This is a genomic window from Burkholderia sp. NFPP32 (assembly GCF_900119325.1).
Classification (GTDB): Bacteria; Pseudomonadota; Gammaproteobacteria; order Burkholderiales; family Burkholderiaceae; genus Burkholderia; species Burkholderia pyrrocinia_C.
Genome location: NZ_FPJP01000006.1, coordinates 311,258 through 334,976 on the forward strand (window position 1 = coordinate 311,258; position 23,719 = coordinate 334,976).

The window sequence follows — 23,719 nt, forward strand, 5'->3', positions numbered from 1 at the left end:
CTCAGTCCGCCTTCGGAATCCATGCGGCAGTCGCCGCGTCGCTCGCGCGGAACGCCGGGAACTTCGCGCCGAGTTCGGCCACGGTCCGGATGTCGTTTTTCACGAGATCGTCGCGCGTGATCAGCGTCGGCTTGACGACAATGCGCGCTCCCGGGTCCTGGCCGGCGACGAGCAGCGCGGCGGCCCGCACCGACACGGCGCCGACGATCGCCGGATTGGTCGCGGCCGTCGCGACCCACGCGCTGTTCGGTGCGCGGATGGCCTCGATGTCGGCGGTCGAGATATCCGCGCTGTAGATGCGGATCTTCGACGACAGCTTCGCTTCGTCCGCGGCGAGCTTCGCGCCGCGCGCGAACTCGTCGTAAGGCGCGAACACGACGCGGATGTCGGGATTCGCTCGATAGGCCGCTGCCGCCTGATTCGCGACCGATTGCGCAATCGGATTGTCGACGGTGCCCCAGCGCGCCTTTTCCTGCACCTTCGGGTGCGCGCGCTTGAAGTCGCGCCATGCGGCATCGCGCCGGTCGAGCGGCGCAAAGCCGGCAACATACACATAACCGGCCGCGAATGCGTCGCCGTTGTCCTTGACCGCCTGACCGAGCAGCAGGTTGGCCAGGTCGCGATCGCTCTGCTCGATTTGCGGCACCTTCGGATTGCCGAGATCGACGTCGAACGCGACGACCTTGATCCCCTTGTCCAGCGCACGCTGGACGACGTCCTTCAACGATTCGGGCAAGCCGTGGTTGACGATGATCGCGGACACGCCGATGCCGATCGCCTGCTGGATCTGCTCGCGCTGTTCGGCCGCGTCCTGCCGGCCCTCGTAGATGCGCAAATCGACGCCGAGCGCCTTCGCCTGCTTCTGCGCGCCGGCCTCGTAGGCCTGGAAGAAGTCGCCGGTCGACAGATAGTTGACGAGTGCGATCTTCACGCCGCCCTTGTCGAACGGCGCGGGCGCGCCCTTGATCGGGCCGGCGTGCGCCGCGGGTGCGAGCGCGGCCAATGCCGCTGCAAAAAACAGCGCGAGCGCGCCGACCTTCCGGTCGATGCGCGGCTTGTGGCGAAGCGACGATCGCATGGTCTGCCTGTCTCCGTGGGAACGATACCCGCACAATCTATCAGCGCGACACGCGCGCTCAAACCGAGCGATTCGGCAATGGATATTCCTTCGGATGTCAAATCGGTTGCGGCGGCAGCGCGTCGATTCGGGAACAAGCAATCGAGCGCGCTCGTGATAACCGTCTCCGGAATCGAGGGTTGCGGACCGCGCCCGGGTTGACTGCAGACGCCGCGACACGGCGCAGCCGAGCCGCTTGACGGGGCGCCGCGCGCCCCGCCCCGTCAAGCATGCGCGTCCGCACGGCGGCCGATGCCGAACGTGAACGCCAGCGCGAGCACCAGCAACACGCCCTTGATGAAGTCCTGCATGTAGTACGGCGCGTTCAGCATCGTCAGCCCGTTGAGCAGCACGCCGACAAATACCGCGCCCACGACCGTGCCGAACACGTTCGGTCGCTTGGCCCCCCACACGGCGTAACCCACCAGCGCGGCGGCCACCGCGTCGAGCAGCAGCGAGTGCCCGGCGCTCGCGTCGCCGCGTCCGACCCGCGCGGCGATCAGCACGCCGCCCAGCGACGCGATCGCGCCCGACACGACATACGCGGCGACCCGGTAGCGCGCGGCCGGCGCGCCGGCGAGCCGCGCGGCCGTCTCGTTGCCGCCGATCGCGTAAATCACGCGGCCCCAGCGCGTCGCCTCCATCGCAACGCAGGCCAGCACCGTCACCGCCGCGAGCAACAGCACCGGCAACGGCACGACGTCGAACAGGCGCAGGCGCCCGAGCGCGAGAAACGCGACGGGGAACACGCCCGTCGCGTCCGTGCCGTCGGGCAGCACCGAACCGGTCGCGAGCGACCGGCCGCCGGTCGGGATCAGCTGCAGGCCCGCCAGCAGGAACAGCGTGCCGAGCGTCGCGAGCTGGTCGGGCACGCGCAGCCGTGTAATCAGCAGGCCGTTGAACAACCCGGCGGCCACGCCGAGCGCGACGCAGGCGGCCACCGCCGCGAACGTGCCGCCGTGCCAGACGACCAGCACGTAGCTGGCGGCCATCTGCGCGGACGCGGCGACGCTGCCCACCGACAGGTCGAAGCCGCCGGCCGCGAGCGTGATCGTCACGCCAATGCCGAGCAGCGCGACGATCGACACCGCCTGAAGGATGCTGAACAGGTTGTCGAGGTTCAGGAACGCGGGCTCCCTGAGTGCGAACACGGCGACGAGGGCGGCCAGCACGAGCAGGATGCCCGTGCGTTCGAGCGCCGCGCGGATGCGGGCCGGCGCGGGACGGCGCGCCCGCTCGCCCGGCAATGCATCGGGCACGACGGAAGTGGAAACGGGTTTCATGGGAGGCGCAGTCATTCAGGAGGAAGACGAAAGCGGATGGTCGAGCGTGGCGCGATCGAACCGCACGATGCGATCGGCGATCTCGGCCGCTTCTTCGAGATCGCTGACGAACACGAGCGTCGCGCGCTCGTGCGCGTGGCGCCGCAGCGTATCGACGATATCGGCGCGCGCGCCGGCATCGATGCCCTGGAACGGTTCGTCGAGCAGCAGCAGCCGCGCGCGTTCCGCGTGCCAGCGCGCGAGCACGACTTTCTGCTGGTTGCCGCCGGACAGGCGCACGAGCCGGTCGTCCGGGCCCGTGCAGCGGATGCCGAAGGCGGCGATCGCGGCCGCGGCGGCGGCGCGTTCGCGGGTCGGCCTCAGCGCGCCGCCCGTGAACCAGCGCGACAGGAACGGAAAGCTGATCGTGCCGGCGATCGACGCGAACGGCACGCTGTCGGGAAACAGCGACGTGCGCCAGCGGTCCTCGCCGGCCAGGAACACGCCGGCTCGAATGGCATCGGCCGGCGAGCGCGGCCGCCACGGCCGGCCATCGAGCGCCATCTCGCCGGCAGCCGCGCGCACGGTGCCAAAGATCACGCTGGCGAGGCACGACTTGCCGCCGCCGACCGGGCCCGCGATCGCGACGATCTCGCCGCGCCGGACGTCGAGATCGAACGGCACGCTGGCCGGCGACAGCCGGAGGTTCCGCAGGCTGAGGCCCGCTTCGGGCGACGACGCGGCGCGGCCCGAGCCCGCCGCGCGTGCTTTCGGCAACGGCCGCCCGATCATCGTTTCCACCGCGGCATCGAAGTCGACCGGCGCGGCCAGATCGGCGACGATCCGGCCGTCGCGGACGATCGCCACGCGATCGGCGATGCGGCGCAAGTCACCGAGCCGGTGCGACACCAGCAGGATCGCGACCCCGTCGTCGCGCAACGCGTCCAGCAGCCCGAAGAGCCGCTCCGCTTCCGGCGCGGACAGGCTCGCGGTCGGCTCGTCGAGAATCAGCAGGCCGGGCTGCCCGGCGAGCGCGCGCGCCAGGGTCACACGCTGCTGATCGGCCAGCGACAGCGATGCGAGCGGCGCCGACAGGTCGACGTCGAGCCCGACGCGCGCGGCGAGCGGTCGCGCCGCGGCGCGCCGCGCAGCCGGCGGCGCATGCCACGGCGACGCCGGATCGCACAGCCGGTCGAGCAACAGGTTGTCGGCGATCGACAGCGTCGGCACGACGGCGTCGGCGACCGACTGGTGCACAGTGGCGACGCCGAGCCGCTTCGCCGCGTGCGGCGAAGCCGGCCGATAGGGTGCGCCGCGCAGCGTCAGCGTGCCGCCGTCGGGCCGGATCACGCCGCTCAGGATCTTCACGAAAGTCGATTTGCCGGCGCCGTTCGCGCCCATCAACGCGACGACTTCACCGGCGCCGATCGACAGGTCGAGCGCCGCCAGCGCGACGGTCGCGTCGAACCGTTTCGCGATGCCGGCCGCGCTCAGGACGGGCGGCGTCGGTGCTCGGCGCGGTCGATTTGCGGCGCCTGCGCTCATGGTCGTGCCCGCCGGCGCCCGTGCCACTTCGGAAAGTCGTACCGCCGTCCGGCCAGCCGTTCGCATTCGAAGCCGCGTTCGGCATCGCTCGCGAACGGCGCTTCGATCGCGCTCCCGCAGGCGGATACGAAACGCTCGTCGTCATGCTTCGAGTCGGCACAACCTGCTTCCGGCTGAAACGGCACCTCACGGTTCATGTCAGGCAACTCCCGGGTTCGTCGTTCCGCCGGGACGGACGCATGCTGCGCCCGCTGTTCCCGATGCGGCCGGTCCGCGACCGAATAGTCGACTCTACCGCTCGTCATCGCGCGGCCCTACCAATGTTTTGGGGAATCGATATCCGTCCGACCGTCAGCGCCCGGCCGCCGCGGGCTGCCGGAACGACGCGCCATACGCACTGTCCGGCAGGCGATCGCCGCCGCCCAGGCGCGAGCGGAACGTGCCGCCCGGCGACTGCGTCCGGTACAGGCCGCGCTTCTTCAACTCCGGCACGATCAGTTCGGCGAAATCGTCGAGCGTGCCGGGGCTGATCAGCGGATTGAGCATGTAGCCGCTCGTCGTCGACTGCTGCGCGTGCTCGGCAAGCTGGTCCGCGACTTCGTCCGGCGAACCGACGAGAATCAGGTCGGTGCCGCGCGTGACGTTCGCGAACTTGCGCCGCACGTCGCCGGCCGTCAGCGGCTTGCCGCTGCCGTCCGGTCGCACCACGTAGGACGTCAGCCCTTCCGTCTGCGTCGTCAGCGGCTCGTCGTCCGCATAGCGATCGATGTCGATGCCGGTGTCGCCCGCGTAGCTGACAAGCTGCGCCTGCAGGTGATAGTGCTGCTGCAGCGCATGGTATTTCTCCTTCGCGTCGCTCGACGAGCGCGCCGTCACGATCCGCAGCACCGTCAGCGCCTTCACGTCGTCCGCCGCGCGGCCGTTTTCGACTGCAAGCCGGCGAATCTCGTCGAGGCCTGCGCGGATCTCGTGCGGATTCGACTTCGCGACGAACACCATCTCGGCGTGCTTCGCCGCGAATTCCCGTCCGCGCCCGGACCAGCCCGCCTGAATCAGCACCGGCGAGCGCTGCGGCGACGGCGCGCACACGTGCGGGCCGTGCACCCGATAGTGCGTGCCTTCGTGTGCGATCGGCCGCACGCGGTCGCCGCGCGCATAGCGCGGCGCCTGCTTGTCCGCGACGACCGCGTCGTCCGCCCAGCTGCCTTCCCACAGCTTGTACACGACGTCGAGAAACTCCTCCGCGCGTGCGTAGCGTTCGTCGTGGCCGATCATCCGGTCTAGCCCGAAATTGCGCGCCGCGCTCGTCAGGTAGGACGTCACGATGTTCCAGCCGATCCGGCCGTTGCTCAGGTGATCGAGCGTGCTGAAGCGGCGCGCGAGCGCGAACGGATGTTCGTAGGTCGTGCTCGCGGTCACGCCGAACGCCAGCCGCTCGGTTTGCGCGACGAGCGCCGGGATCAGCATCATCGGATCGTTCGCGGGCGCTTCGACCGCCCACTGCAGTGCGGCGTCGGCCGACCCGCCGTACACGTCGTACAGGCCAAGCACGTCCGCGAAGAACAGCATGTCGAGATCGGCCTGCTCGGCCTTGCGCGCCAGGTCCGACCAGTACGCGAGCGTATTGGCGCGCAGCCGTTCGTCGGCGGGATGGGTCCAGAGGCTCGGCGCGCCGCCGCAGCCGACGCTGGCTTGTTCATAGAGGGAAAACAGCAGGGGTCGAGGATCGGACATCGTCATGCTCAATGCGGAACAGGGGAATCAGTTGGGTGCCGCCCACACGCCCGACGACGCGTTACGTGCGCGCGCGGGTGCGCGGTCGTCCGACTCGCGCGTCAGGTAGCGGTTGAGGCGTCTCTCGAGACGGGCGGCAGGAATCGTCAGCAGCGCGACCAGCACGACATAGACTATCGCCGCGCCGGCCAGCGGTTCGTATACGCGCAACGTCTCGAACCGCAGCGTATTGGCCGTGCCCATCACGTCGAACACCGTGATGGTCGACGCGAGGACGGTCGATTTCAGCAGCAGGATCGCTTCGCCGGTGAGCGCGGGCAGCGCGAGCCGCCACGCGCGCGGGCCGACGATGCGGCGCAGCACACCCGCGCGCGTCATTCCGTACGCATAGCCGGCCTCGATCTCGCCGGCCGGCACGCCGGCGATCGCGCCGCGCAGGATCGTCGCGACATACGCGCTCTCGTTCACGCTCAAGGCAACGACGGCATACCAGAACGCGTCGCGCAACAGAGGCGACGCCCAGCTGTCGCGCATCCATTCGCGCGGCACGATCTGGCCGAATCCGTAGTACAGCAGATAAAGCTGCACCAGCATCGGTGTGCCGCGAATCAGCATGATCCAGCCGCGTGCGGACCAGCGAAGCGGCGCCCGGCGTGCGCCGGCGGCCAGCGCGAGCGGCATGCCGAGCAGCACGCTGGCCACGCCGGACAACAGCATCAGCGCGAGCGTCGTAGGCACCGCGGCGAGCAGCTTCGGCATCACCGTATCGAGCAGGAACGGCAGCGAGAAGCTCATGCGGTTGCGCTCGTTGCGCCACGATTCGCGTACCGTTCGAGCGCGGCGAACAGCCCCGTCGACGTGACGCTCAGCAGCAGGAACAGCGCCGCCGTGACCAGATAGAAGAACACGTAGTGCCGGGTCGCGCCGGCGGCGAGCTGGCTCGCCTTCAGCAAATCCGTAAACGATCCGAGCACGCTGATGAACGACGCATCCTTGGTCGCGTTCAGCCAAACGTTGCCGACACCGGGCAGCGCGAGCCGCGCCGCGGCCGGCAGCCGGATGCGTCGCAGCGTCTGCCACGGCGTCATTCCGTACGCATGCGCGGCTTCGATCTGGCCGACCGGCACGTTGACGAGCGCCGCGCGGAAGATGTCGGTCAGATAGGCGCCCTGGATGAAGCCGAGCGACAGTGCGGCGACGAGGAACGGCGGAAACGCGAAGCCGTCAGGCACCAGGCCGCCGCGGCGCAGCGCGGCCTCGACGGCGGGCGCGAGCGCATAGAACGCGAGCAGCAGGCACAACAGCTCGGGCAGCGCACGCACCAGCGTCGTGTAGAGCCGGATGAGCCAGGCGAGCGCCGCGTGCCGCGACAGCTTGCCGAGCGCGCCGGCGATGCCGAACAGCGTGCCTGCGCCGAACGACGCGGCCGCGACGCCGAGCGTCAGCGCGAACGCGCTCGCGAAGATGCGGCCGTAACCGCCGTCGCCGAATGCGAGCAGCGCCAGCAACGAATCGTCTGCGGCCATCGGTTCAACGGCCCTTCTCGATCGTGCCTTTCAGGTTCGGATAGCGCGCGGTGATCGCATCCCACGTGCCGTCCTGCTGCAATTGCGCGATCGCGCCCGACAGCCGGTCGCGCAGCGCATCGCCGCGACGCACGCCCGCGCCGATGCCGAGACCCAGCACCGGGTTGTCCGCGCAGGTGGCCTTGACCTCGAAATCCTTGCCGTCGCGAGACGACAGGAACGCCGTGAACAGGCCCTTCGCTTCCTGCACGTAATCGACCCGGCCGGAGACCAGATCGGCGAGCGCATTGTCGAACTTGTCGAAGGCCTTGATCTGCACGTCCTGCTTGAATCGCGCATCGAGGAAGGCCGAGAAATTGGTGCCGGCCTCGACGCCGATCACTCGGCCCTTGAAGCTCGCGGGCACCGCGCAATCGACGCGGCGCCGGTCGCTTTTTGCGCCGACGAATACCGTCGGCGATTCGTAGTAGGCACGACTGAAGTCGATGGCCTTCTGCCGTTCGCCGGTAATCGTCATCGACGACCAGATCACGTCGATCTTGCGGTTCTGCAGCGCCGGAATCAGGCCGTCCCACGCGATGTCGGCGAGTTCGCAGCGCACGTTCAGCTTGCCGCATGCGGCCTCGAGCAGATCGATTTCCCACCCTTTCCATTTGCCGGTCGCGTCCTTCGAGAAGAACGGCGGATACGACTCGGCATCGATACCGACGCGCAGCGTCGGTTGAGCCGCGTGGGCGGCGCACGCCGCGCCGAGCACGAACAGCGTGGCGGCGGCGCCGCGGACCCTGGAACGCATCAAACGATTCATTTGGCAGATTTCTGAAATAGCGTCGGAATGACCGGCGTCGCGACCGGCAGCAGGAGGCGAGACTGTAATGCGTGCCGACGCGTGTACCAAATGGTTATTTTTGCGATCGATATCTGATCGGGCGATATGTGAATCGGGGGGCGAGAACAGCCGCGCGATGCGTGGATCAGTACAACCCGGCGAACTTGCGCGCCGGCAGATCGCGATCGCGGGACTCTCCATCGAACATGCCGCCGCTCGGCCGCCGGTGCATCGCGCCGACGCTCGGCATCGTCGGCGAATCAGGCTCCGGCAAATCGACGATCGCACCGCCAGTGCCAATTGCGAACGCCGACAGCAGCTTGTCGAGGCTATTCCGGACTCGGCAAGCCCAGCCGCCAGCTCAAATTTCTGCGCGCTCGCGTCTCGCAGCGCGTGTAGAAGAAATCCGTGAGATAGATGCGCGGGCGTGCGAGTAGCCCGCGAAGAATCGTCCGTTCATGAAGGTCGTAAGCCCGGTCGTCAAGATCGGGGCGCTCTGCCCGGAGGCGCCGACCGTCTTCGCGAAATCGGCTGCGAGAAGCGCCAAGCACGGCCAGGTCGATGTCGCACACGAAACGGGTATCCAGTTCCGCGGCAATGCCCGAGTGGGTCGTCGCGAGAATCATCGCGCAGATACGGTCGCACGCGCGGATTCGCTCCCCTGCCTGGCGTCTGAACCAGTCCGCGCTACGCTGCTCGTTGTCTTGCGCGCCCGGAACGAAAATCACGTCATGGAACCAGAGCGCGAGCTCGACGGCGTCCGGTTCGGGAATCGAGTCGCGCGCCAGGTCGAGATGACGCAAACATCGCCGTACATGCGTGAGCGTATGGTAATGGCGCGCCGGCTCCATATAGCATCGCGCCAGCATGCGATAGACATCCTCGGCATGTGTCCCGCCGCTGCACGACCACAACGCGACGAACCGCGCCCGCGTCCGGTTCACGTTCGCTCCTTGGCCCGGGACGGCTGCGCATGATCGCCCCATGCCGACATTACCGCGATGCGCTCAGAGAAATTCACTGCGGATGTCGATACTCGACCGCTGTCCGATGTTTCCGTAGTGATGCGCGAGCCATGTATCCGCTTCGCGTCGCCCGTAGTCATGCAGTTCGCTGAGAAATCCCCAATCCGCGTTGTACTTGCTCGATACGCTCAACGCGCACAGAGCGTCGTCGGCGCGAATGGAATGGATCAGCATTTCCTTCATCTCGCCACGTTTTATCGTGCCTTGCCGGATCAGGTCGGTGACAAACGAGATTGCTCGCATCTCGCGCATCAGCGACGAGTTGAAACTGATCTCGCTGATACGGTTGAGAATTTCCGCAGCCGTGATCGGCACGCCGCGGCGCACGAGCGGATTGATGTGCACGATCACGACGTCGCGCGTCGCGCAATTGTAGATGAGGGGATAGATGGCCGGATTACCCATGTAGCCGCCATCCCAGTAGTACTCGCCATCGATCGTGACCGCCTGGAACAGTGTCGGCACGCATGCCGACGCAAGTACCGCGTCCGCACTGACATCCTCTCCCGTGAAGATGCGTATTTTCCCCGTCTCGACATTAGTTGCGCACAGGTACAACCGGATCGGACAGTGCTTGCGCAGCGCGTCGAAATCGACCTGGCTTTCGAGCACTTCGCGCAGCGGGTTCAGGTTGTTCGGATTGAACTGATACGGCGAAAAAACGCGCAGCATCATGTCGGCGAATGCATACAGCGGCGAATGATCGAGCCCGAAGCTGTGCGTGCCCTTCAGCCAGGGCACCCAACGCAGCGGGTTGTAGCGCTCGGCCGATTGCGCGACTGCCCGCCAGAAGTCGTGCAGTGCCCGACGCGCCCCGTCTTCGCCGCCTTTTTGCAGCCCGTATGCGAGTACAGCGGCGTTCATCGCGCCGGCGCTGGTTGCACTGACACCCTCTATTTCGAGCCTGCTGTCTTCGAGCAGACTGTCGAGCACACCCCAGGTAAAGGCGCCGTGCATCCCGCCACCCTGCAAAGCCAGCGCGATCTGTTTGCGCGGTCCATCATTGCGGCGTCTTGCGTGCGTGATCGTCATGCCCGTCTCCCCAGCTCTCCGTTATGCGGAGCACCGGCAGGTAATGGACGATACGGCGTCATGCGATACGTCGTCGTGCGCCGCAGGTCCATTCATCCGGCGCGCGCGTCCAAAGCATCCAGCAGCGCTTTCGCCTCTCGCAGGTCGCTCGTGCCGAATCCTTCCGTGAAGCAGCTGTACACCTCGGACAGCGCCCGCCTTGCCTCCACGGTCTTCCCCTGCCGTTGCAACAGCCTCGCAAGGTCCGACGCTGCTCGCAATTCCAGCGCCCTGGCACCCTGCCGGCGCGCTCGCGCGATCGCTCTGTGAAAACAGTCTACGGCTTCGTTATCGCGTGCAGGTGCCGTGCCGTCCTTGATCGCCTCTCCGGCCAAATAGATTCCCGTGAGCCGGCAGAGCTCGGCTTCGTAGCAATGCTCACCGGATTTCTCGACGATCGCCATCGCCTCTTCCAGCGTGTCTCGTGCTGCCCTCTTGTCGCCCGCACGCCAGTAACTGTCGGCGAGCAACGCGAGAGAATATGGCCGCAGGTCTTCGCCGCCGGCTGCCCGCTGCGCGTCGAGGCCCAACCGCATCTGCGCGATTCCGTCCTGGATGTTTCCTTGCTCGCTCGTCACCCAGCCTCGCAGAAGCGTCCCCCACGCGAGCCAGTAAGGTAAACCGTGCTCGGTCGATACGGCAATGACCGCATCGGCACGCTCACCGGCAAGCGCCGGCTCCCTCCGCAGTTGATGCAAGTGGGCTGCGTAGGTAAGACTGAACGCCAGAGATGGCCCATAAGCAAGGCCCTGCGCGAGCGTGAGTGCTTCGGTGCAGCGTTTGAGCGCTTGTTCCGGATAGCCCTGAAACCACAAAGTCAATACGAGGTAATTGAGCGCCCGAATACCGGGATCCACCCCGTGTGCGAACACGTGTGCCTGATGCTGCTTCGGATCGTAGATCGCACAGGCCTGTTCCAGGTTTGCACGAGCAGCGCCGAAATCGCCCTGCAGAAAAAAGCACACGCCCAGCGCACCATGTGCCTCCACGAGCATGCCTGGATCATTCGCATCCCTGGCAATACCGAGCATCTGGTTGCTCAGATCGGTCGCGATTGCATACTCGCCGCGCACCACATGGTGTATCCGCAAGCCCAACTGCGTCGCAAAGCGTTGCGATGCCTCACCGGTCCGCTCGCATAACTCGAGCGCGCGCCTGTATGTCACGCCCACCTCCGTCGCGCCATACCCACGGACATCCATCAAGACCGGCCCCAGGGAAAGCAGCAGCGTCAGTTCCCAATGCGCGTGCATCGGTGTATCCGGCAAACGCTCGAGCAGCGCAAGCGCCGCTCCGAGGTGATTCATTGCATCGGGGTGGGCGGCATGACGTAGCGCCTGCTGCGCCGCACGATGCAGATATTCGACAGCCTTGGGAATGTTTCCGCTCTGACTGTAGTGGTGCGCAAGTTCGCTGCAGTAATCGGCGATGCGCGTCGGGAACAGCACCTCGATCGCCTGCGCAGTGCGCTCGTGCAATGTGGTACGCCGTTCCGTGAGCAACGAGCGCCCGGCCACTTCCTGAGTCAGCGCGTGTTTGAATGAATAATTGACCTCGGGAAAGGCGGGTCGCTCGTAGATGAACTCCGCGGCTTCCAGATGGGCGAGCAGACGACGCAGTTCATCGTCCCGCGCCGGCGCTTCACTGCAAATTCGCCGGATCAGGCTGAACGGAAACTCGTGGCCTATCACTGCGAGCGCCTGTAGCAGTTCCTTTTCCTCGATGGGAAGCCGATCGATCCGGGCAGCCAGCACGCCCTGCACGGTGGTGGGAATGTGCAGCGTCGCCGGGGTCTCCACGATGCGGTAATGCCCGGCATCGCCGAGCAGCGATTTCTCTTCGACAAGCGTCTGAACCACTTCCTCCATGAAAAACGGGTTGCCCTCCGTCTTCTCCAGAATGAGCTGCTTTAGAGGCACGAGTGTGCGATCTTCGCCGAGCAGCGCCGTAAGCAGTCCTTGAGCATCGGACGGACCCAGCGGTTCGAGACGGATTTTGCTGCAATGAACCGCGCGGTCCCACGCGGGCCGATACTCGGGCCTGTAGTTCACCAGAAGGAGTATTCGCTCGTCCGGCACGTGGTCGACCAGGTATGCGAGGAAGGCTTCCGTCTCACGGTCCAGCCATTGCAGATCCTCGAACAGCAAATGGACCGGCTGATTCCGGCTCTCTCGCGCGAGAAGCTTCCTGATCGCGTCGAAGGTACGGTCGCGCCGGATCTGCGGATCCATCTCGACCAGTATCGTCCCGCCCTCACCGATTCCAAGCAGATAGAGGACGTATGGCACGAGGTCCTCGAAACTGCGCTCGAGCGTGAGCGCCTTGCCGATGACCTTTTCCCGGCAGCGCCGCTCGTCGTCCTGCGTCGTGATCTGGAAATAGTTCTTCAGGAGTTCGATGAGCGGCAAATTGGGAAACGCCTTGCCGTGCGAGACCGAAAACGTTTCCAGCACCAGCGCGCCACGCCGTGAACGCTCCTTGAACTCGTGAAAAAGGCGCGACTTTCCGACGCCCGCTTCCCCCACCACGCCGACCACGCGCCCATGCCCGCCCCTCATTGCCTCCAGTGCCCGGTTCAGATGGTCCATTTCCGTTTCACGGCCGACGAACCGCGCGAGACCGCGATGCGCCGCCAGCTGCAGGCGCGTGCGCAACGCCCCCAGGCCAAGCACCTCGTATACGCACAGCGGCGCCGGAATTCCCTTGAGTTGCGTTGCCCCGAGCGCCTTGAACTCGAAATAGCCTTCGGCCAGCTTATGGGTGGACTCGCTGACGAGAATCGACGTGGGCGTGGCGATTCCCTCGATCCGCGACGCGATGTGGATCGTATGCCCGAGCGGATCGTATTCGGTGTGCAAGTCGTCGGTGCGGATGGAACGGACGACGACCTCGCCCGTATGAACGCCGACGCGAATTTGCAGAGGAATGCCTTCCCGCAGACGAATGCGGTCGCCATGCTGCCGCATCGCCTGCTGCATGCGCAATGCCGCGAAAAGCGCTCGCTGCGCATGGTCTTCGTGGGCGATCGGTGCGCCGAACAGCGCGAGGATGCCATCGCCGAGCGATTTCGCTACGTACCCTTCGTAGTAGTGGACGGCTTCCATCATCAGCTCGACCACGGGCACGATCAAGCGATGCGCCACTTCGGGATCGAGATCGTGGATCAACGCGGTCGACCCGGCCATGTCGGCAAACAGCGCGGTAACGGTCTTGCGCTCGCCGGCGGGCTCGCCGCGCGCTTCCATGGCCGCGTGTTCGGCACGGATCCGCTCGGCGAGATGATCGGGCGTGTAATGAATGGGGGTTGGCGGCGGCTCCCGAACCGATGGTCGAGAAAATGACGGCGCAGCGGCGGGTGTAGCCAGCGACGCCCCGCAATTGCTGCAGAAGCGGGCTGCTGGCTCGGCCTCATGTCCGCATTGCGGACAAGTGTGGGACAGCACGGCCTGACACTCCTGGCAGACCCTCGCACCGGGAGGATTCTCGGATCCGCATATTGTGCAGCGCATAAAACCCTCTTTCTGCCAAGGGTCGATATCCAAACATTATGCGCCACTATCTGCGGGTATTCAGGCCGGCGAGCGTGATCATGCATGCCGACAAGAGAAGAAACCAATGGCTCGACGGTAGCAGATGCGGTGGTCGAGCATACCTTCGCATGGCTTCACAACTTCAGACGCCCGCGCATCCGGTTCGAATGCCTCGCGGCGATCCATGAAGCATTCGTGAGAATCGCCGCCTGCATCATTTGCCGGCGACGGCTTCAAAATTCATTTTGTTAGAGCTTCTTGGCGCGGCGTGCGACGCTCGACGATCGGCGCTGGCCGACCGCCCGCATTCGGCACCGCTGTCGATCACTGATTGAGATAGCGCTCGGACGGTGCGCCGGCCGGCGCACAATGCCAATACCGGCGGGCCTTCGCAACGAGAGAGGTGTCGCCGCGCGAGCGCTTTCCATCCGAGCGCGACGCGATACGGCAGCCGTGCCGGACATGACGCGCTTGGCCTATGATTCGGACCGAGGGCAACGCCCGAGAGCGTGCAATGGCATTCACGGGAAATCGCCACGCACTCAACGCGTCGCAACGCATGCGACACGGCCGTCACCGCATTCATGGAGCACCATGTACACGCGCAACGAAGACCTCGAACATTTCATCGCCATCGCCCGGGCCCTGTTTCAGTCGACCAGGTTGCCGGATGCGGCCCGCCACGCAGCGGCGCAGGTTTTCGCTCGCCTCGAGCATCCGTCTCACGACGGCATGCGTGCCGCGAAACGATATCCGGCCTGCGACCTCCTCGATTCCGCGCTTGCGCCCCTTCTTGACGATTCGTCCGACCTGCGCGCCGCGGCACGCGCGCTCAAGACGCTCGAACCCTCGCTGGGCTGGCAACGACGAACGTCGGGGTTGAACGGGAGCGAAGATTACGTCGAGAAGCATGTAAACGGGATGATCTGCGGGCCGGGCGGAATGGAGAGCCGTTACGACGTTCAGCTCGGGTTTTCGTTGATCGCGCCCTTTACCCGCTACCCCGATCACCAGCATCTGCCGGAAGAGGCGTACGTGCTGCTGTCCGCGGGTGAATTTCGCCAGCGGGACGGCGCGTGGTTCGATCCGGGCATCGGCGGCGGACTGCACAACACGCCCAATATCGTGCATGCGATGCGCTCGGGCAGCGCGCCGTTTCTCGCGATGTGGTGCCTCTTGCCTTGAGCCCGGCGTCGGGTTCGCCGCCGCTCGCGGATTGCCCGCCGCGATCGGCATGCCACGGTCCGCTCCCGATAAATGCGGGTTTTTATTGGTTGCCGACGCCACGCGCCGATATTGCGCAACAATTCGCGCCAGTCATTACAAATTCGATTTATTTAGAATACAAACCAGAATAAATTATTTACCGCCGATCCTGGCATTAAAAATCCATCACATACAATACAGCTGTCGATCCGGGGAATCCCGACTGCATACGATCGACATTCCGTTTCAATTCCCGATATTGTTTTAGAAAAATAGCGAAGGAGAAACGATCATGGCTCAAGTTACACTGTGGGGCAGCGTGCAGGGCAACGGCACGGTCGTGGATGGCTCGGGCGGATTCGCCGTGAAACGCGAAAGCACCGGCACGTACCAGCTCTCGTTCAATACCGCATTCATCAAAACGCCCGCGATTGTCGGCTCGCAATGGGGATACGGCGGCGGACAAAACACGCTGGACAACGTGATCTTTCCGGCACTTTCCGGCAGCGGAGCCACGATTCAAACCGGCGACGCAAACGGCAAATATTCCGACCGGAATTTCAGTTTCGTCGTTATCGGCTCGATCAGCTAAAAATCGACCGATCTGCATTCCTTCCGGCAACCCGGGGTCTTATTAGAATAAATTTCCGGAAAACCCGAAATAAATGCAGCTTCCATGGCACTTGTCACATTGGCGAGTCCAGAACGCCGGGATGAAGAAAACGAAATCGCTGTATCGCGGACCCCGATTCCCGGCGTCCTTCATCGGCCATGCAGGCCGCCGGTGTTTTCGCTTCCGGCACGGCTTGCGCGACATCAGGGAGCGGCCGTTCGAACCGCAATCGCGCGTTCCGGCGCGAGACGAGGCTCGGCTTCCGCCGCTGGCGCGAGCAGGCGCGGCGGCGGCTCGCGCTCAAGCGCCTCGCACATGGCGAGTGGGTGCCGACCGTCGCGATGGATCACGGTTACAGCAGCCAGAGCGCGTTTCCGCAATGTTCAAGCGGCATTTCGACACGTCGCCGTCGGCGTTTCATGCGTAGCGCGTGTTCGGCTCGACGGCAGCGCTAACGCGCCGCAATCCCCGCGATAAAAAACACACACGCGGCCGCCGACGCCACCGTGCGCACGTGATTCCACATCGTCCAGTCGTGCACGTAGCGCGTCCACAGCGCCGCGCCTTGCGCGGTCGCCGGATCGGCCGCGGCGAGCGCATCGTTGAGCGGCACGTTGACGGCCATCGTCACCGCGAACATGCCGGCCACGTAGAGCACGCCGCCCGCGAGTGCCGCCATCGCGCCCGGCCGATCGCGATCGAACAGCGCGAGCACGGCCAGCGCGAGCGCCATCAGCGTCGTGCCGAGGAACAGCGGCATGAACGGCGAACGCACGATGTCGACGTTGAGCGCATTCATCGCGGCCGCGCCGGCCTGCGGCGCGATCCGTCCGAGCGACGTCATCACGAACGTCGAGAACGCGAAGTACACGCCGGCCATCAGCCCGCAGCCGATGGCCGAACCCCACAGCAATGCGGAAGTCACGAACGCGATCATGGTCACGCGCTCCACACGCCGGTTGCGGCCGTCGTACGCGCATAGTCGGCGAAGTCGCGCGCCGGCCGCCCGAGCGTGTCGTCGATGCCATGCGCCACCGCGCTGTTGCGCCCATCGAGCACCGTGCCGAACAATTCGTCGAGCAACTCGACGACCGGCTCCGGCACGCCGACCTCGCGCAGCCCTGCGACGAACGCATCGGGCGGAATCTCGCGATACGCGATCGGCTGGCCGGCGGCCCGCGCGATTTCGCCGACGGCTTCGGCGAACGTCAGCGCGCGCGGGCCCGTGACCTCGATCACGCGATCCGCGAACCGGGCATCGGTAAGCGCGGCCACGACCACGTCCGCGATGTCGTCCGCATCGACGAACGGCTCGCGCACCGCACCGACCGGCAGCGCGACCTCGCCGGCCAGCACGCCGTCGAGCAGGTAGCCCTCGGAGAAGTTCTGGTTGAACCAGCTCGCACGCACCACGCCCCAGCCCACGCCCGACGCCTGCAGCGCGGCCTCGGCGGCCTGCGCGCGGGGCTCGCCGCGCCCGGACAGCAGCACCACGCGCTCGACGCCGCTTTCACGCGCGAGCCGTGCGAATGCGGCAATCGCTTCCACCGCGCCTTCGACGGCCAGGTCCGGCTGGTAGGTCACGTACGCGGCCGACACGCCGTCGAGTGCGGCTGGCCACGTCACGGGCTCGGTCCAGTCGAAGCGGACGGCCGACGTGCGCGACACGGACCGGGTAGCGATGCCGCGTGTGCGCAGCCGTGCATCGACGCGGGCGCCCGTCTTGCCCGAGCCGCCGACGATGAGGATGGGAAGTGCCGACATGTGCGTCTCCTTTTCTCTCTAAAATGCGAGAATGTCTCGCGTTTTAAAAACACGATAGACTCTCGCATTTACAACGTCAAGTTTTTCCGGAGGCGGCATGGGCCGACAAAAATCGGGGCAGAACGACGCACCCGAAGCGGCGGCAGCGGACGCGCCGGCGCGCGCGCGGCTCGTGCCGACGCAGCAGCGCAGCCGCGAGCGGTTCGAGCGCATCCTCGCGTGTGCGTCGGACGTGATGATCGAGAAAGGCTGCGACGCGTTCCGGATGAGCGACATCGTCGAACGCACGGGCATCTCGTTCGGTTCGCTGTACCAGTACTTTCCGGACAAGGCGGCCGTGATCGGCACGCTCGCGGAACGCTACAACGCCGTCGGGCACGACTGCGTGCGGCGCGATCTCGCCGCGATGAAGACGCTCGACGACCTGCACGGCACGCTCGCCCGCATCACGGACAGCTACTACCGGATGTTCGTCGACGAGCCGCTGATGCGCGACATCTGGCGCGCGACGCAGGCCGACCGCGCGCTGCAGGAACTCGACCGGGCGGACGGCGAGTTTCTGGCCGCGCTGTTAGCGGATGCATTGGGAGACGTGGCGCCCGACACGACACGCGCGCAGCGGCGCGCGTTCGCCGAGCTGATGATGATCCAGATCGCAGCAGCCGTGCGCCATGCGATCACGCTGCCGCCGAAGACGGCGCGGCAGATCCTCGCGATGTTCAAGCGGATGTTGCCGCGGGATCTGGGGGTGCTGGACGCGTAGTCGCACCGCTTAATGCACGCGGCCGCCCTGAGGCGGCCGCGCGACGAAGTGGCATGGTGTGCCGCTTACTTGCTGTAGTCGTACACCCCGCGCCCCGCCTTCCGCCCGAGCCGCCCTGCCGACACCATCTCGCGCAGCAGCGGGCACGCACGATACTTGGGATCGCCGAAGTCCTTCACGAACACGTCCATCACCGCGAGACACACGTCGAGGCCGACGAGGTCGGCCAGTGCGAGCGGCCCGATCGGGTGGTTCGCGCCGAGCTTCATCCCCGCGTCGATCTCCTCGGCCGACGCGATGCCTTCGGCCAGCACGAAGAACGCCTCGTTGATCATCGGCACGAGGATCCGGTTCACGACGAAGCCCGGCGAATTGCGCACGCCGATCGGCGACTTGTCGAAACGTTCGGTCAGTTCGCGCACGGCCGACGCGGTCGCGTCGCTCGTCTGCAGCCCGCGGATGATCTCGACGAGCGGCATCAGCGGCACCGGATTGAAGAAGTGCATGCCGACGAAGCGCGCCGGATCGGCGAGCGGCGCCGCGAGCGCGGTGATCGAGATCGACGACGTGTTGGTCGCGACGATCGCGTCGGGCCGCGCGACGGCCTCGATCTGCTTCAGGATGCGGCCCTTCAGCTCGACATTCTCGGTCGCGGCTTCGATCACGATGTCGGCCGACGCGAGCTTCGCGTAGTCGGTCGACGTCGTGATGCGCGCCAGCGCCGCGTCGCGTGCGGCCGCGTCGAGCTTGTCCTTCGACACGAGCCGCTCGAGGCTGCCCTTCAGCGTCGCGACGCCCTTGTCGAGCGCAGCATCGCTGACGTCGATCATCACGACGTTGAGTCCCGCAACGGCGGCGGTCTGCGCAATGCCGTTGCCCATGGTTCCGGCGCCCACGACGCCGACGATTTCGATGGCCATGAAGTTTCCTGTGTGTTCGGGTGCTGAGTGTCCGATTATCAGATGTTCTCGAAGATCGCAGCAATCCCCTGGCCGCCGCCGATACACATCGTCACGAGCGCGTAACGCCCGCCAATGCGCTTCAGCTCGTACAGCGCCTTGACCGTGATCAACGCACCGGTCGCGCCGATCGGGTGACCGAGCGAGATGCCCGACCCGTTCGGGTTGACCTTCGCGGGATCGAGGCCGAGCTCCTGAGTGACCGCGCAGGCCTGCGCTGCGAACGCCTCGTTCGCCTCGATCACGTCGAGATCAGTAATCTTCAAGCCCGCGCGTTCGAGCGCCTTCTGCGTGGCCGGCACCGGGCCGATGCCCATATACGCCGGATCGACGCCCGCGTGCGCATACGCGACGAGGCGTGCGAGCGGCTTCACGCCCTGCGCGCGCGCGGCGTCCGCGCTCATCATCAGCACGGCCGCGGCCGCGTCGTTGATGCCCGATGCGTTGCCGGCCGTCACGGTGCCGTTCTCCTTCGCGAACACCGGGCGCAGCTTCGTGAAATCGTCCGCGCTCGCGTCGTGACGCACGTGCTCGTCGGTGTCGAACGCCACCTCGCCCTTCTTCGTGCGGATCGATATCGGCAGGATCTGATCCTTGAAGCGCCCTTCCGCGATCGCGCGCGCCGCGCGACGATGCGATTCGAGCGCGAGCGCATCCTGCGCGTCGCGCGAGATGTCGTACTTGCGTGCGACGTTCTCGGCCGTCACGCCCATGTGGATCGTCTGGAACGGGTCGTGCAGCGCGCCGAGCATCATGTCGACGAGCTTGCCGTCGCCCATGCGCTGGCCGAAGCGCGCGGCCGGCACCGTGTACGGCGCGCGGCTCATGTTCTCCGAGCCGCCGCCGATCGCGACGTCGGCATCGCCGAGCATGATGGTCTGCGCGGCCGACACGATCGCCTGCAGGCCCGAGCCGCACAGGCGGTTCACGTTCATCGCGGGCGTGTGCTGTGCGACGCCGCCGTCGATCGCCGCGACGCGCGACAGATACATGTCCTTCGGTTCCGTGTTCACGACGTGACCGAACACGACATGCCCGACCGCATCGCCCGGCACGTTCGCGCGCGACAGCACTTCGCGCACGACCTTCGCACCGAGCTCGGTCGGCGAAAAATCCTTCAGGCTGCCGCCGAAATCACCGATCGCGGTACGGACACCGCTCACCACCACGACTTCTTTCGCTGCATTGCTCATCGTCTGCTCCGGTTCGTTCGCGCAAGCATGCGCGCTGATGCGTTACATGTTCGGGTAATTCGGCCCGCCGCCGCCTTCCGGCGTGACCCACACGATGTTCTGAGTCGGGTCCTTGATGTCGCAGGTCTTGCAGTGCACGCAGTTCTGCGCGTTGATCATCAGCCGATCGCTGCCGTCGTCGTTCTTCACGAACTCGTACACCGCCGCCGGGCAGAAGCGCCCCTCCGGCCCCGCGTACGTGCGCAGGTTCACGTTCACCGGCACGCTCGCATCCTTCAGCGTCAGGTGCGCCGGCTGGTTCTCCTCGTGGTTCGTGTTCGAGATGAACACCGACGACAGCCGGTCGAACGTCAGCTTGCCGTCCGGCTTCGGATACTCGATCGGCTCGCACTGCGACGCCGGCTTCAGCGTCTCGTGGTCCGCGTGCTGGTGATGCAGCGTCCACGGCACGTTGCCGCCCATCACCTTCTGCTCGAGCCCGACCATCAGCGTGCCCAGGTACAGGCCCTTGGCCATCCACTGCTTGAAGTTGCGCGCGCGGTACAGCTCGGTGTACAGCCACGATTGCTTGAACGCATCCGGGTACGCGTTGAGCTCGTCGCTTTGACGACCGGCCTGCACCGCGTCGAAGGCGGCATCCGCGGCCAGCATGCCGGTCTTGATCGCCGCGTGGCTGCCCTTGATCCGCGATGCGTTCAGGAAGCCCGCGTCGTCGCCGATCAGCGCGCCGCCCGGGAACACCGTCTTCGGCAGCGACAGCAGCCCGCCCGCGGTGATCGCGCGCGCGCCGTACGACACGCGCTTGCCGCCTTCCAGGAACGCGCGGATCGACGGATGCGTCTTGTAGCGCTGGAATTCCTCGAACGGCGACAGGTACGGGTTCGTGTAGCCGAGGCCCACCACGAAGCCGACCACGACCTGATTGTCGTCCATGTGATACAGGAACGAGCCGCCGTACGTATCGGACTTCAGCGGCCAGCCGGCCGTGTGGATCACGAGGCCCGGCTTGTGCTTCGCGGGATCGATTTCCCACAGCTCCTTGATGCCGATCCCGTACGCCTGCGGATCGGCGTTCGCGTCGAGCTTGAACTTCGAGATCAGCTGGCGGCCCAGATGGCCGCGGCAGCCCTCGGCGAACAGCGTGTACTTCGCGTGCAGCTCCATGCCGAGCTGGAAGTTCTCGGTCGGCTCGCCGTCCTTGCCCACGCCCATGTTGCCGGTCGCCACACCCTTCACCGAGCCGTCGTCGTGATACAGAATCTCCGCAGCCGGGAAGCCCGGGAAGATCTCGACACCCAAGGCTTCCGCCTGCTGGCCTAGCCAGCGCGTGACGTTGCCCAGCGAGATCACGTAGTTGCCGTGGTTCTTGAAGTTCTCGGGCAGCGCCCAGTTCGGCGTCGTTACCGCGCTCTTCTCGGACAGGAACAGGAAGCGGTCTTCCGTCACCTCGACGCTGAGCGGTGCACCCTGTTCCTTCCAGTCGGGGAACAGTTCGGTGATCGCGCGCGGGTCCATCACCGCGCCCGACAGGATGTGCGCGCCGATCTCGGAACCCTTCTCGAGCACGCACACGCCGATCTCGGTGCCTTTCTCGGCGGCCAGCTGCTTGAGCCGGATCGCCGCCGACAGCCCGGCGGGGCCGCCGCCGACGATCACGACGTCGTATTCCATCGATTCGCGCGGGCCGTATTGCGCAAGCAAGTCCTGTGTGGTCAAAATCCTGTCTCCTCCTGCGTCCCGACCGTCAGCCGGTCAGAACTGGTCTTCCGTCAACGCGAGCACGCTCTCGTTGCCCTTCGCGCCAACGATCGACGCTTCGAGCGCGCCGGCCTGCACGAGAATGTGCTCCGCATAGCATTGCGCGATCGCGATCTTCGCGTCGAAGAACGCCGGGTCGCTCGCGCGGTTCGCCTGCGCGGCCACCAGCGCGCGCGCCATCTGCCACCCGCACAGCACCACGCCCGCCAGCTTCAGGTACGGCACGCTGCCCGCGAACACCGCGTTCGGGTCCTGCTTCACGTTCGCCACCACGTAGTCCACCACCGACGACAGCGCGCGCGCACCCTTTTCCAGCTGCGCCTTCATCGACGCGGCCGCCGCACCGTCCAGCCTGCCCAGCGCTGCCACCGTGTCGCCGATCTCCGCGATCAGCGCCTTCGCCACCGCGCCGCCGTCGCGCATCGTCTTGCGGCCCACCAGGTCGTTCGCCTGGATCGCCGTCGTCCCTTCGTAGATCGCCAGGATCCGCGCATCGCGGTAGTACTGCGCCGCACCCGTCTCCTCGATGAAGCCCATCCCGCCGTGCACCTGCACGCCCAGGCTCGCCACGTCGTTCACCATCTCCGTGCTCCAGCCCTTCACGACCGGCACCAGATATTCGTAGATTGCCTGATGACGGCCGCGCGTCGCCTCGTCCGAATGGCGGTGGGCAATGTCGCTGTGCGCGGCTGCCACATACGCCAGCGCCCGCGCGCCTTCGGTCAGCGCACGCATCGTGCCGAGCATGCGACGCACGTCCGGGTGATGGATGATCGTCACCGACTGCTTCGCGGAGCCGTCCACCGGGCGGCTCTGCACGCGTTCCTTAGCGAACGCCGCCGCCTTCTGGTAAGCGCGATCGGCCACGCCGATCCCCTGCATGCCGACACCGAAGCGCGCCGCGTTCATCATGATGAACATGTATTCGAGGCCGCGGTTTTCCTCGCCCACGAGATAACCGATCGCGCCGCCGTGGTCGCCGTATTGCAGCACCGCCGTCGGGCTCGCCTTGATCCCGAGCTTGTGCTCGATCGACACGCAGTGCACGTCGTTGCGCGCGCCCAGCGAACCGTCGTCGTTGACCATGAACTTCGGCACGATGAACAGCGAGATGCCCTTCACGCCTTCCGGCGCATTCGGCGTGCGCGCCAGCACCAGGTGGACGATGTTGTCCGCCATGTCGTGCTCGCCCCACGTGATGAAGATCTTCGTGCCGAACACCTTGTACGTGCCGTCGCCCTGCGGCTCGGCGCGCGAGCGCACCAGCGCCAGATCGGAGCCCGCCTGCGGCTCGGTCAGGTTCATCGTGCCGGTCCATTCGCCGGAGATCAGCTTCGGCACGTAGCGCTGCTTCTGCTCGTCGGTGCCGGCCGTCAGCAGCGCCTCGATCGCGCCGTCGGTCAGCAGCGGGCACAGCGCGAACGACAGGTTCGACGCGTTCAGCATCTCGATGCACGGCGTCGCGATCAGCTTCGGCAGCCCCTGGCCGTCGTATTCGGCCGGGTGCTGCAGCCCCTGCCAGCCGCCCTCGACGAACTGGCGGAACGCTTGCGCGAAGCCCGGCGTCGCGGTCACGACGCCGTCCTTCCAGCTGCTCGGGTTGCGGTCGCCTTCGACGTTCAGCGGCGCCAGCACCTCGCCGCAGAATTTCGCGGACTCGTCGAGCACGGCTTGCGCCGTGTCGTAACCGGCATCCTCGAAGCCTGGCAACTGCGCAACGGTGTCGATGCCCGCGAGTTCCTTCAGCACGAACAGCATGTCCTTGACGGGGGCGTTATAGCTCATGGTCGATGTTCCAATCAGGCGGTGAATGAGGCGCGCTAC

General features: G+C 66.1%; 19 protein-coding genes and 2 pseudogenes. 5 read left to right on the top strand and 16 right to left on the bottom strand.

What is annotated here, in order from left to right; all coding sequences use genetic code 11:
* Position 1 precedes the first annotated feature (1 nt).
* The 10 genes from BT264_RS15370 to BT264_RS15420 form a co-directional block, all read right to left on the bottom strand.
* Positions 2-1,078: a substrate-binding domain-containing protein gene (locus BT264_RS15370; RefSeq protein WP_072437730.1), complete on the bottom strand. Its 1,077-nt coding sequence runs from the start codon at positions 1,076-1,078 to the stop codon at positions 2-4.
* A gap of 263 nt (positions 1,079-1,341) precedes the next feature.
* Positions 1,342-2,400, bottom strand: a complete 1,059-nt coding sequence (locus BT264_RS15375; RefSeq protein WP_072437729.1) for an ABC transporter permease — start codon at positions 2,398-2,400, stop codon at positions 1,342-1,344.
* 15 nt (positions 2,401-2,415) lie between these two features.
* On the bottom strand, positions 2,416-3,924 hold the full coding sequence (locus BT264_RS15380; protein ID WP_072437728.1) for a sugar ABC transporter ATP-binding protein: 1,509 nt from the start codon (positions 3,922-3,924) through the stop codon (positions 2,416-2,418).
* Positions 3,925-4,275: 351 nt separating this feature from the next.
* The gene (locus BT264_RS15390; RefSeq protein ID WP_072437980.1) at positions 4,276-5,658 is read right to left on the bottom strand and encodes an LLM class flavin-dependent oxidoreductase; all 1,383 of its coding nucleotides are present in this window, start codon (positions 5,656-5,658) and stop codon (positions 4,276-4,278) included.
* Positions 5,659-5,685: 27 nt separating this feature from the next.
* Positions 5,686-6,453: an ABC transporter permease gene (locus tag BT264_RS15395; RefSeq protein WP_072437726.1), complete on the bottom strand. Its 768-nt coding sequence runs from the start codon at positions 6,451-6,453 to the stop codon at positions 5,686-5,688.
* Positions 6,450-7,184, bottom strand: coding sequence for an ABC transporter permease (locus tag BT264_RS15400; RefSeq protein ID WP_072437725.1), 735 nt, complete (start codon positions 7,182-7,184; stop codon positions 6,450-6,452). The genes BT264_RS15395 and BT264_RS15400 overlap by 4 nt, the downstream gene beginning before the upstream one ends.
* Before the next feature lie 4 nt (positions 7,185-7,188).
* A complete protein-coding gene (locus tag BT264_RS15405) occupies positions 7,189-7,992 on the bottom strand; it encodes a transporter substrate-binding domain-containing protein (RefSeq protein WP_083534028.1) in 804 nt (267 codons plus the stop codon).
* Between the two features lie 350 nt (positions 7,993-8,342).
* Positions 8,343-8,882 carry an HD domain-containing protein gene (locus BT264_RS15410; RefSeq protein WP_177318358.1) on the bottom strand — a complete coding sequence of 180 codons (540 nt, stop codon included), beginning with the start codon at positions 8,880-8,882 and terminating at the stop codon, positions 8,343-8,345.
* 138 nt (positions 8,883-9,020) lie between these two features.
* The gene (locus BT264_RS15415; protein ID WP_072437724.1) at positions 9,021-10,070 is read right to left on the bottom strand and encodes a patatin-like phospholipase family protein; all 1,050 of its coding nucleotides are present in this window, start codon (positions 10,068-10,070) and stop codon (positions 9,021-9,023) included.
* Positions 10,071-10,162: 92 nt separating this feature from the next.
* A complete protein-coding gene (locus BT264_RS15420) occupies positions 10,163-13,618 on the bottom strand; it encodes an adenylate/guanylate cyclase domain-containing protein (protein WP_072437723.1) in 3,456 nt (1,151 codons plus the stop codon).
* A 129-nt stretch (positions 13,619-13,747) separates the two neighbouring features.
* Between BT264_RS15420 and BT264_RS38190 the strand changes: the two are divergent.
* The 4 genes and pseudogenes from BT264_RS38190 to BT264_RS15435 all read left to right on the top strand — a co-directional run.
* A pseudogene (locus BT264_RS38190) lies at positions 13,748-13,891 on the top strand (transposase); the annotation flags it as partial.
* Positions 13,892-14,233: 342 nt separating this feature from the next.
* A complete protein-coding gene (locus BT264_RS15425) occupies positions 14,234-14,824 on the top strand; it encodes a dimethylsulfoniopropionate lyase (RefSeq protein WP_072437722.1) in 591 nt (196 codons plus the stop codon).
* 313 nt (positions 14,825-15,137) lie between these two features.
* The gene (locus BT264_RS15430; RefSeq protein ID WP_072437721.1) at positions 15,138-15,437 is read left to right on the top strand and encodes a hypothetical protein; all 300 of its coding nucleotides are present in this window, start codon (positions 15,138-15,140) and stop codon (positions 15,435-15,437) included.
* A gap of 248 nt (positions 15,438-15,685) precedes the next feature.
* A pseudogene (locus BT264_RS15435) lies at positions 15,686-15,885 on the top strand (helix-turn-helix domain-containing protein); the annotation flags it as partial.
* 24 nt (positions 15,886-15,909) lie between these two features.
* Here BT264_RS15435 and BT264_RS15440 read toward each other — a convergent pair.
* Positions 15,910-16,395 (bottom strand): anthrone oxygenase family protein, encoded by a 486-nt coding sequence (locus tag BT264_RS15440; protein WP_072437977.1) that lies wholly within the window; start codon positions 16,393-16,395, stop codon positions 15,910-15,912.
* A 2-nt stretch (positions 16,396-16,397) separates the two neighbouring features.
* A complete protein-coding gene (locus BT264_RS15445; RefSeq protein WP_072437720.1) occupies positions 16,398-17,222 on the bottom strand; it encodes an NmrA family NAD(P)-binding protein in 825 nt (274 codons plus the stop codon).
* A 97-nt stretch (positions 17,223-17,319) separates the two neighbouring features.
* On the opposite strand from BT264_RS15445, the gene BT264_RS15450 reads away from it, so the two are divergent.
* Positions 17,320-17,985 (top strand): TetR/AcrR family transcriptional regulator, encoded by a 666-nt coding sequence (locus tag BT264_RS15450; protein ID WP_072437719.1) that lies wholly within the window; start codon positions 17,320-17,322, stop codon positions 17,983-17,985.
* A 65-nt stretch (positions 17,986-18,050) separates the two neighbouring features.
* Here the strand turns inward: BT264_RS15450 and BT264_RS15455 are convergent, their stop codons facing one another.
* The 4 genes from BT264_RS15455 to BT264_RS15470 all read right to left on the bottom strand — a co-directional run bounded on the left by BT264_RS15455 (position 18,051) and on the right by BT264_RS15470 (position 23,680).
* Positions 18,051-18,905 (bottom strand): 3-hydroxybutyryl-CoA dehydrogenase, encoded by an 855-nt coding sequence (locus BT264_RS15455; protein WP_072437718.1) that lies wholly within the window; start codon positions 18,903-18,905, stop codon positions 18,051-18,053.
* A 38-nt stretch (positions 18,906-18,943) separates the two neighbouring features.
* Positions 18,944-20,137, bottom strand: a complete 1,194-nt coding sequence (gene bktB, locus BT264_RS15460) for a beta-ketothiolase BktB (protein WP_072437717.1) — start codon at positions 20,135-20,137, stop codon at positions 18,944-18,946.
* Between the two features lie 42 nt (positions 20,138-20,179).
* Positions 20,180-21,808, bottom strand: a complete 1,629-nt coding sequence (locus tag BT264_RS15465; protein ID WP_371293614.1) for an electron transfer flavoprotein-ubiquinone oxidoreductase — start codon at positions 21,806-21,808, stop codon at positions 20,180-20,182.
* An 81-nt stretch (positions 21,809-21,889) separates the two neighbouring features.
* On the bottom strand, positions 21,890-23,680 hold the full coding sequence (locus BT264_RS15470; RefSeq protein ID WP_072437715.1) for an acyl-CoA dehydrogenase: 1,791 nt from the start codon (positions 23,678-23,680) through the stop codon (positions 21,890-21,892).
* Between the last annotated feature and the right edge of the window lie 39 nt (positions 23,681-23,719).

Excerpts from the sequence above, each read along its gene's own strand:
- BT264_RS15400 (WP_072437725.1), bottom strand. The coding sequence starts at position 7,184 with ATGGCCGCAGACGATTCGTTGCTGGCGCTGCTCGCATTCGGCGACGGC.
- BT264_RS15375 (WP_072437729.1), bottom strand. The coding sequence starts at position 2,400 with ATGAAACCCGTTTCCACTTCCGTCGTGCCCGATGCATTGCCGGGCGAG.
- BT264_RS15450 (WP_072437719.1), top strand. The coding sequence starts at position 17,320 with ATGGGCCGACAAAAATCGGGGCAGAACGACGCACCCGAAGCGGCGGCA.
- BT264_RS15415 (WP_072437724.1), bottom strand. The coding sequence starts at position 10,070 with ATGACGATCACGCACGCAAGACGCCGCAATGATGGACCGCGCAAACAG.
- BT264_RS15430 (WP_072437721.1), top strand. The coding sequence starts at position 15,138 with ATGGCTCAAGTTACACTGTGGGGCAGCGTGCAGGGCAACGGCACGGTC.
- BT264_RS15390 (WP_072437980.1), bottom strand. The coding sequence starts at position 5,658 with ATGTCCGATCCTCGACCCCTGCTGTTTTCCCTCTATGAACAAGCCAGC.
- BT264_RS15395 (WP_072437726.1), bottom strand. The coding sequence starts at position 6,453 with ATGAGCTTCTCGCTGCCGTTCCTGCTCGATACGGTGATGCCGAAGCTG.
- BT264_RS15470 (WP_072437715.1), bottom strand. The coding sequence starts at position 23,680 with ATGAGCTATAACGCCCCCGTCAAGGACATGCTGTTCGTGCTGAAGGAA.
- BT264_RS15465 (WP_371293614.1), bottom strand. The coding sequence starts at position 21,808 with ATGGAATACGACGTCGTGATCGTCGGCGGCGGCCCCGCCGGGCTGTCG.
- BT264_RS15410 (WP_177318358.1), bottom strand. The coding sequence starts at position 8,882 with ATGCTGGCGCGATGCTATATGGAGCCGGCGCGCCATTACCATACGCTC.
- BT264_RS15425 (WP_072437722.1), top strand. The coding sequence starts at position 14,234 with ATGTACACGCGCAACGAAGACCTCGAACATTTCATCGCCATCGCCCGG.
- BT264_RS15455 (WP_072437718.1), bottom strand. The coding sequence starts at position 18,905 with ATGGCCATCGAAATCGTCGGCGTCGTGGGCGCCGGAACCATGGGCAAC.
- BT264_RS15445 (WP_072437720.1), bottom strand. The coding sequence starts at position 17,222 with ATGTCGGCACTTCCCATCCTCATCGTCGGCGGCTCGGGCAAGACGGGC.
- BT264_RS15370 (WP_072437730.1), bottom strand. The coding sequence starts at position 1,078 with ATGCGATCGTCGCTTCGCCACAAGCCGCGCATCGACCGGAAGGTCGGC.
- BT264_RS15405 (WP_083534028.1), bottom strand. The coding sequence starts at position 7,992 with ATGAATCGTTTGATGCGTTCCAGGGTCCGCGGCGCCGCCGCCACGCTG.
- bktB (WP_072437717.1), bottom strand. The coding sequence starts at position 20,137 with ATGAGCAATGCAGCGAAAGAAGTCGTGGTGGTGAGCGGTGTCCGTACC.
- BT264_RS15420 (WP_072437723.1), bottom strand. The coding sequence starts at position 13,618 with ATGCGCTGCACAATATGCGGATCCGAGAATCCTCCCGGTGCGAGGGTC.
- BT264_RS15440 (WP_072437977.1), bottom strand. The coding sequence starts at position 16,395 with ATGATCGCGTTCGTGACTTCCGCATTGCTGTGGGGTTCGGCCATCGGC.
- BT264_RS15380 (WP_072437728.1), bottom strand. The coding sequence starts at position 3,924 with ATGAGCGCAGGCGCCGCAAATCGACCGCGCCGAGCACCGACGCCGCCC.